Here is a 7,588-nt window from a genome sequence, read left to right as displayed (position 1 = left end):
GTCACAGGAGTAACAGGAGCGACCGGAGCCACTGGCGCCACGGGTTTAACAGGTGCAACTGGGGTAACCGGAGCAACAGGAGCAACGGGAGCAACCGGAGCCACTGGTGCCACAGGTTTAACAGGTGCAACAGGAGTAACCGGAGCCACCGGCGTCACAGGTACCGGAGCGACCGGAGCAACAGGTCCAACAGGTGTGACAGGATCGAGTGCGATCATTCCATTTGCTTCAGGTACACCTGCTGTCCTGACAACAATTGCAGGCGGACTTGTTGGAACATCCAGTTTGATCGGATTTGGTAACTCAGCGACAGGTGTCAGTATTGTAGGCGGAGTTATTGATTTAACAGGCGCTGCGGGTACATTAATCAACATGGCGTTCTCAGTTCCGAGAGCTGGAACAATCACGTCATTTGCCGGCTATTTCAGCACAACAGCAGCTCTTTCTTTAGTTGGCACGAGTGTTACCGTAACGGCTAGTCTGTTCGCTTCACCGACACCAAATAACAGCTTTACACAAGTAGCGAGTGTCACATTAGCCCCAGCTTTAACTGGAGTTTTAACACTGGGTGCTATTTCAAACGGTATTGCGACTGGTCTAAATGTACCAGTCACACCTGAAACACGATTGCTTGTTGTATTCTCTGCATCAGCTACAGGTCTATCCTTAGTGAATACCGTAGCAGGCTATGCGAGTGCTGGTTTATCGATCACGTAATAGGTATACAGGGATGACTCGATTCTGAGTCGTCCTTTTTTGTTTGAAAGAATTTTCTCTTAACTTAGTAAGAAAAAATGATATCATTTTCTTAGAGTCTATTCGGGTGAATCTACTGAATTAGGGGTTGTGGCGGTGAGGATGGGCAAAAGGAAAGTTACTTTACAAACGAAAATTTTGGGGTTAATTATCGGGCTTTTGCTTGTTGTCATTGCATTATTAACCATTTGTTTTGGTTTTCTGCAGACATCGGAAAGGCAGGGACAAGCTGAACAGCTGGCGGTGCAGACCGCTAGAACGATATCATATATGCCGCCCATTAAAGCATCGGTGGCGGTGTCAGCTTCCCAAAATGAAGAACAGGCAGTGCTTGAGCAAATGAAGGAGCAAGTAAGAGCACATGCCATCTTTATTACCAATCGAAAAGGAAAGGTTCTTATTCATACGAATCATGAGGACGTAGGAAAAACCATTAGTGTATCGGAAGGAAGAAGTACCCTCTTATTTGGAGGAACTTCTATATCAACTGATGATTCTAATGGTGAAACCGTTGTCAGAGGCAGTGCACCCATTATGAAAGAAACAGAAGCGCATGAAGAAATTATTGGGACAGTCACCGTCGAATTTTTAAAAAAGGAAATCGATCAAGCGACAGCTCATCAGCTATTGAAGCTTAGCTATATTGCCCTTTTAGTGCTCTTGCCTGGCATATTCGGTGCGATTTTTTTAACGAAGAGTATTCGCAAAGATACATTAGGGCTTGAGCCGCATGAAATTGCTTCGCTGTATCGAGAAAGAGAAGCGATGCTGCTCGCTATAAAAGAAGGAATCATTGCGTTTGACCAGAAAGGCGCGATTACGATGATGAATACATCGGCTGAACATATGCTGCGCGTCTCATCAGAACTGCCCCTTCATATTGATCAAGTCTTGCCAAATGCCAAACTTCTTTTCTATTTAAAGGCAGAGACGATTGAACCTAACATCGAAACCGTCGTCAATGATAAAACCTATGTTTTAAATGTGAAAAAGGTAATGCAGGACAATCGAGTATTCGGAGGGATTGTGAGCTTCAGGGAGAAAACAGAACTGACGAAGCTGCTGGATACATTAACAGAGGTCAGCCAATATTCAGAAGACCTAAGGGCACAAACGCATGAATTCTCAAATAAGCTGTATGCCATCTTAGGCCTGCTTGAGCTGAATCAAGTCGATGAAGCCATCGACTTAATTAAAGAAGAATATCATCTGCAAAACCGACAGCACGATTTACTCATGAAGCAGATTCGATCTCCTAAAATACAAGCCATCTTACTTGGCAAGCTAGGGAAAGCATCTGAGAAAAAAGTCCATTTCCACATTGATGAAAATAGCTCACTAGAGCCGCTCCCAGCTCATTTAAGTCTATCTCACTTTATCACCATCATTGGCAATCTCGTAGACAATGCTTTTGAAGCTGTATTAAATAAGGAGAAGCGCGAGGTAGACCTATTCATCACAGATATTGGGTTTGATATTATCATAGAAGTGTCAGATTCAGGTGATGGAGTGAATGAAGAGGAACTGTCACAGATTTTCACAAGAGGCCATTCGTCAAAGGGAGAAGGACGAGGCTACGGGCTTGCGAATGTGAAAGAAGTATTGGACGAGCTTGGGGGCTGGATTGAAGTTGCGAACCAAAAAGAAGGCGGTGCCATCTTCACTGTATACATACCGAAAGGCACAAAGGGGGAATAGATGGTGATTAAGGTACTCATTGCGGAGGATGATTTTCGAATCGCTGCCATTCATGAATCTTATATACAAAAGATAGAAGGATTTAGGGTCGCCGGAAAGGCAAAGAGTGCAAAGGATATGTGGGAGGCGCTCCAAAGGGAAAAAGTTGATCTCATCTTGCTTGATGTCTATATGCCTGATGAGCTCGGTACAAACCTGCTACCGCTTTTAAGAGAACGCTGTCCTGAAGTAGATGTGATCATTATCACGGCTGCAACGGAAACGACGCTTTTAAGAGATGCACTTCATTACGGAGTGGTTCATTATTTAATCAAACCGGTAACTGCACAAAAGTTTGCACAAGTTTTAACCGAATATAAAGAAAAGAAAGACATCATCAATTCAAAGGATGAAGTCAATCAAACGATGATCGATCTGTTTTTTGGGCAAATGCAGGAAGAGCCAAAACAAAGGGATGACAGAGATCTCCCCACAGGCATCAATTCACTGACCTTGGATAAAGTGAAAACATTGATGGCATCAGAGAACAGCGGAATTACAGCAGAAGAACTCGGGGAAAAGATGGGCGCATCACGTACAACTGCGAGACGGTACGTAGAGTACCTTGTGACAACAGGGGAATGCCGGGCAGAGCTTGCATACGGAATCATTGGCAGACCTGAACGTAAATATTATCCTGCCAAACAAGCGGAGTCATAAAAGATGAAAAAAGGAATATTTTTTGTTATCGTGCTCTGCCTTTGTATCACGCTCACCTTTAATGAAAAAAAGGCCGGAGATTCTTTCCTGCAGCAAAGCTCCTTATATATTGTGGTGTCGGGTGTACCAGAGGGGGGATTTGACCAAACGGCTCAGGTGATGAAATCAGTGCTTGAACAAGAGAAGCTGGTGAACCGGCCTGTGAACATTCTTTATCAAAGAGGCGGAACAGTGGATAAAGGATGGACATACATGATGGAGCGAGAGGCCAACTATATCAGTTTAAATTCAAGCTTATTGTTAAGCCGTAACTTGCTTGGCAGCAGTAACGTGACGATGAATGATGTGACACCGCTGGCAATCCTTGCAGAAGAGTGGCAGGTCGTCGCAGTCCCAGTGGATTCTCCTTTTGCAAATGGGAAGGAGCTGTTACACGCACTCAAGAAAAAACCAGATTCCTTAAAAATTGGGTTTGCCCCTGACTTTGGAAATGATGATCAAATCTCATTCGCCCGGGCAGCAGAAATGGCAGGGATTGATCCATATCGCATTCAATTTCTGAAATTTGACAGTGCAGATGATTTATTTCAGGCGCTCATCGACCATGAGGTAGATGCAGCAACGACTACTATTACAGAGGTTCGTCATGATTATGAAAAAAAGAGGCTGAAGCTCGTAGCCACGACAACCAGCGAGCGCTTAGATGGATTTGAAGATGTGCCGACATGGAAAGAGCAGGGCATTCCGCTCATCTTTTCCCATTGGCGCGGTGTGATGGGCCCTAAACAAATGAGTCAGCATGACATTCGTGAATGGGATCAGCTTCTTCAAAAAATGACGAAAACGAGGTTATGGAAAAAACGATTAAAGCAAAAGGGCTGGACAAGTCGTTATATGAACAGCAAAGAGGCAAAGATCTTTATGGAAGATCAATTAAGGCAATACGAGCAATTGATACAAGGAGAACAAGCGGTCGAGTGAGACCGCTTCCAGCATGTAGACAAACCCTTGCATTCGCCCGCATTCCTGTGTGCCGGTGCTCACGAATCTCACATTCGCTCCAGTACTCGTCTTTCCTAGACTTCTATCAAGAAGACAAAGGGCTAAAATAAACCCTTTGTTTTTTTCATGGAATGAAAAAGGCCAATGTTTGAACAAAATGAACAAAAAGCATTTATCGACCGAAAAAGAATTAAAATTCATAATATTTACTTCAATTCTCACCTCAGATATGATGACAAAAAGGGTTGGAAATGGGATACCAACACATTAATGAAAGCGTATACAACATAAGGGGTGAACAATATGTTAGCAATCTTAGGATTTCTTATGATGATAGTATTTATGGTTTTGATTATGACGAAACGTATGTCTGTTTTAACGGCATTGGTGTTAACACCGATTGCATTTGCTCTTATCGCAGGTTTTCATTTTACTGAAATTTCAGACATGATTGTCAAAGGTGTGCAACAAGTAGCACCGACAGCGGTCATGATCATGTTTGCGATTTTGTACTTTGGCATTATGATTGATGCGGGTTTATTTGACCCAATGGTGGCGAAAATTTTAAAAATCGTTAAAGGCGATCCATTAAAAATCGTAGTCGGAACAGCTGTCCTGACGATGCTTGTTGCACTTGATGGTGACGGAACAACGACATATATGATTACAACAACAGCGATGCTTCCACTATTTACACTGCTTGGCATCCGACCAATTATTTTAGCCGGAATTGCCGGAGTTGGCATGGGAATTATGAATACAATTCCGTGGGGAGGAGCCACACCTAGAGCGGCGAGTGCACTTGGGGTCGATCCTTCACTTTTATTTGGCCCGATGATTCCAGTCATTGGTGCAGGGGTTCTCAGTATGATTATTGTTGCTTATTTTCTTGGAAAAGCCGAAAGAAAACGTCTTGGTGTCATTGAACTTGACCAGCCGATTCATGCAAATGAAATGGCAGCTGCACTGCAAGATGACATCAAACGACCGAAGCTTTGGTGGTTTAATCTGGCGCTGACTTTGTTATTGGTGCTGCTGCTTGTATCAGGTAAAGTCAGTTTAACTGTTCTATTTGTTCTTGCTTTCTGTGTGGCAATTATTGTGAACTATCCGAACTTGGACCAGCAGCGTGAGCGAATTGCGGCTCACTCCACAAACGTTTTAGCCATTGCCTCGATGATTTTTGCGGCAGGTGTTTTTACAGGTATTCTAACTGGAACGAAAATGGTTGATGAAATGGCGATTTCGATTGTATCTGCAATTCCAGAGCAGCTTGGCGGCTTTATTCCAGTCATTGTCGCATTAACAAGCGGGATCTTTACTTTCTTTATGCCGAATGATGCATACTTTTATGGCGTACTGCCGATCCTATCAGAAACAGCGGCAGCTTACGGTGTCGATAAAATTGAGATTGCCAGAGCCTCTATTATTGGTCAGCCGATTCATATGTTAAGTCCACTTGTTCCATCGACTCATTTACTTGTTGGACTTGTTGGCGTATCACTGGATCAGCATCAGAAATTTGGGATGAAATGGGCTGTGCTGGCAGTCGTCGCTATGACTGTCATGGCAGTTCTCATTGGGGCTATTTCCATCTGGTAAATAAAAAGTGTCTGCTGTGAGCAGGCACTTTTTTTAGGTCATATTGCTGGGCAGGCTCCATTCATTTGCCCTAGACAAAGAGATGCCTGTTCCTCCAAAAGATTTATTTTTGAAAAATACTGACACTTTTGCTGTTTTTTTCTTTATAATGCAAATCAACGAAGGGAGAGGATAGCATGTCCAAACGAAAAGGCACGATTCTTTTTGCTGCTGTATGCCTCATGGCAGGCAGTTTGTCGATGGTGAGCCCAGCTTCAGCTCATGCAGAAACCCCTTATTACGGAAAGAATTATGAACAGCCGGCTTCAGTGAAAAAGCTATACCCTGAGCCTGACGAGACGTTTGATACCCCTGCCTTTCAGAAAAAAGAAGAAACATTTACGACACAAGAAGAGCTTCAAACTTTCTTACGAGACATTGTCCGCAAAAGTCCTTACGCCACGCAGAAACAGATTGGAACATCCATTGAAGGCAGGTCCATTCCGGCCCTGTACTTTACAAAGGATCGCTCGATTACTCCACTTTCAAAAAAGCCAACAATCTGGCTCCAAGCACAAATACACGGAAATGAACCAGCCTCTGGTGAATCTGCTCTCGTCATTGCAAAACGATTAGCAGGTGAAGAAGGAGAGCGTATACTCAATCATGTCAATATCATCATTGTCCCAAGAATCAATCCTGATGGTTCTTATGCGTTTGACCGCAGACTGGCAAACGGATTAGATGGAAACCGTGATCATATGACATTAGAATCTCCAGAATTGACAGCACTGCATCAAGAATTTAATCGGTATGCGCCAGAAGTGGTCATTGATGCCCATGAATACGATGTGGGTCAAAAGCAGTTTGAAGATATCGGTTCATCAGGCGCTCTCAAATATCATGATTTGCTTATTCTATCAGGGAAGAATCTAAACATTCCTGAAAGCATCCGGCTGACATCAAATGAGTTATATGTTAATGGAGTTCGTGAAACGCTGACGAATAAAGGGTTTTCTAACGATTCGTATTATACAAACACAAGAGGAAAGGATGGCAAGATCGACATTTATGAAGGTGGAACGGATGCGCGAATTGGCCGAAATGCCCTTGCACTTTCGCCAGCCCTGTCATTTCTTGTAGAAAGCAGAGGGATTGGGATTGGGAGAGAGGATTTTTCCCGCCGCGTCGCTGCGCAAGTAGCCACCCATGAAAAAATCATTGAGACCACGGTGAAACATGCCAAGCAGGTGAAGCAGCAAATGGTGACGGAGCGGCTGAAGCTTGTGAAAAAAGGGCTTCATCCAAAAGATGACGATCAAGTCGTCATTCAAGATGCTTTCAAATCACCTGTTGATGACAAGCTGGAAATGGTTGATATTGAGAAAGGACAGACCACCAATGTTCCTGTACGTTTTCATAGTGCGAGCGATGCTGTTCCTGTCTTAACGAGAGAACGGCCGACAGCTTACCTCATTCTTCCGGGGCATGAAGGAGTAGAAAGGAAACTCAGAACATTAGGGTTAAAAAGTGTCACATTGCCGGTTGGCATGAAGGTGCCGGTACAAGCCTACAAGGTGACAAAACGAGAGGAAAAGAGCAAAACAGATATTCAGCTTGAAACAAAACTCGTTGACAAGAAACGTCAGCTGCCAAAAGGAACAAAGGTATATGTCACGGCACAGCCGCAAACCAATTTGCTGTCACTTGCCCTTGAACCAGAATCAAAGGACAGCTATATGTCATCAGGGTTTATCGCTTCAAAAACAGGTGATGAACTGCCAGTCTATCGTTTCGTGCTTCCTCAAAAGACGTTAGGCATTCAATAAAAAGGGGCTAAGATTTTATCAAA

General features: G+C 43.7%; 6 protein-coding genes. All 6 read left to right on the top strand.

The window, feature by feature from the left end:
• Positions 1-717, top strand: a 717-nt coding sequence (locus AMR95_RS02555) for an exosporium glycoprotein BclB-related protein (RefSeq protein ID WP_331457610.1), incomplete at its 5' end; no start/stop codon positions are given.
• 141 nt (positions 718-858) lie between these two features.
• The gene (locus AMR95_RS02550; protein WP_058837497.1) at positions 859-2,454 is read left to right on the top strand and encodes a sensor histidine kinase; all 1,596 of its coding nucleotides are present in this window, start codon (positions 859-861) and stop codon (positions 2,452-2,454) included.
• Between the two features lie 3 nt (positions 2,455-2,457).
• Positions 2,458-3,153 (top strand): response regulator, encoded by a 696-nt coding sequence (locus AMR95_RS02545; protein WP_058837501.1) that lies wholly within the window; start codon positions 2,458-2,460, stop codon positions 3,151-3,153.
• 3 nt (positions 3,154-3,156) lie between these two features.
• Positions 3,157-4,134, top strand: a complete 978-nt coding sequence (locus AMR95_RS02540) for a tripartite tricarboxylate transporter substrate-binding protein (protein ID WP_058837496.1) — start codon at positions 3,157-3,159, stop codon at positions 4,132-4,134.
• 324 nt (positions 4,135-4,458) lie between these two features.
• Positions 4,459-5,757 carry a citrate:proton symporter gene (locus tag AMR95_RS02535; protein ID WP_034283666.1) on the top strand — a complete coding sequence of 433 codons (1,299 nt, stop codon included), beginning with the start codon at positions 4,459-4,461 and terminating at the stop codon, positions 5,755-5,757.
• A gap of 176 nt (positions 5,758-5,933) precedes the next feature.
• Complete coding sequence (locus tag AMR95_RS02530; RefSeq protein ID WP_058837495.1) at positions 5,934-7,565, top strand: M14 family metallopeptidase; 1,632 nt, start codon at positions 5,934-5,936, stop codon at positions 7,563-7,565.
• Positions 7,566-7,588 lie beyond the last annotated feature (23 nt).

It is taken from the genome of Bacillus sp. G1(2015b) (assembly GCF_001482475.1).
Lineage (GTDB): Bacteria > Bacillota > Bacilli > Bacillales > Bacillaceae > Bacillus > Bacillus safensis.
This window is presented reverse-complemented; position numbering and strand designations above follow the sequence as displayed.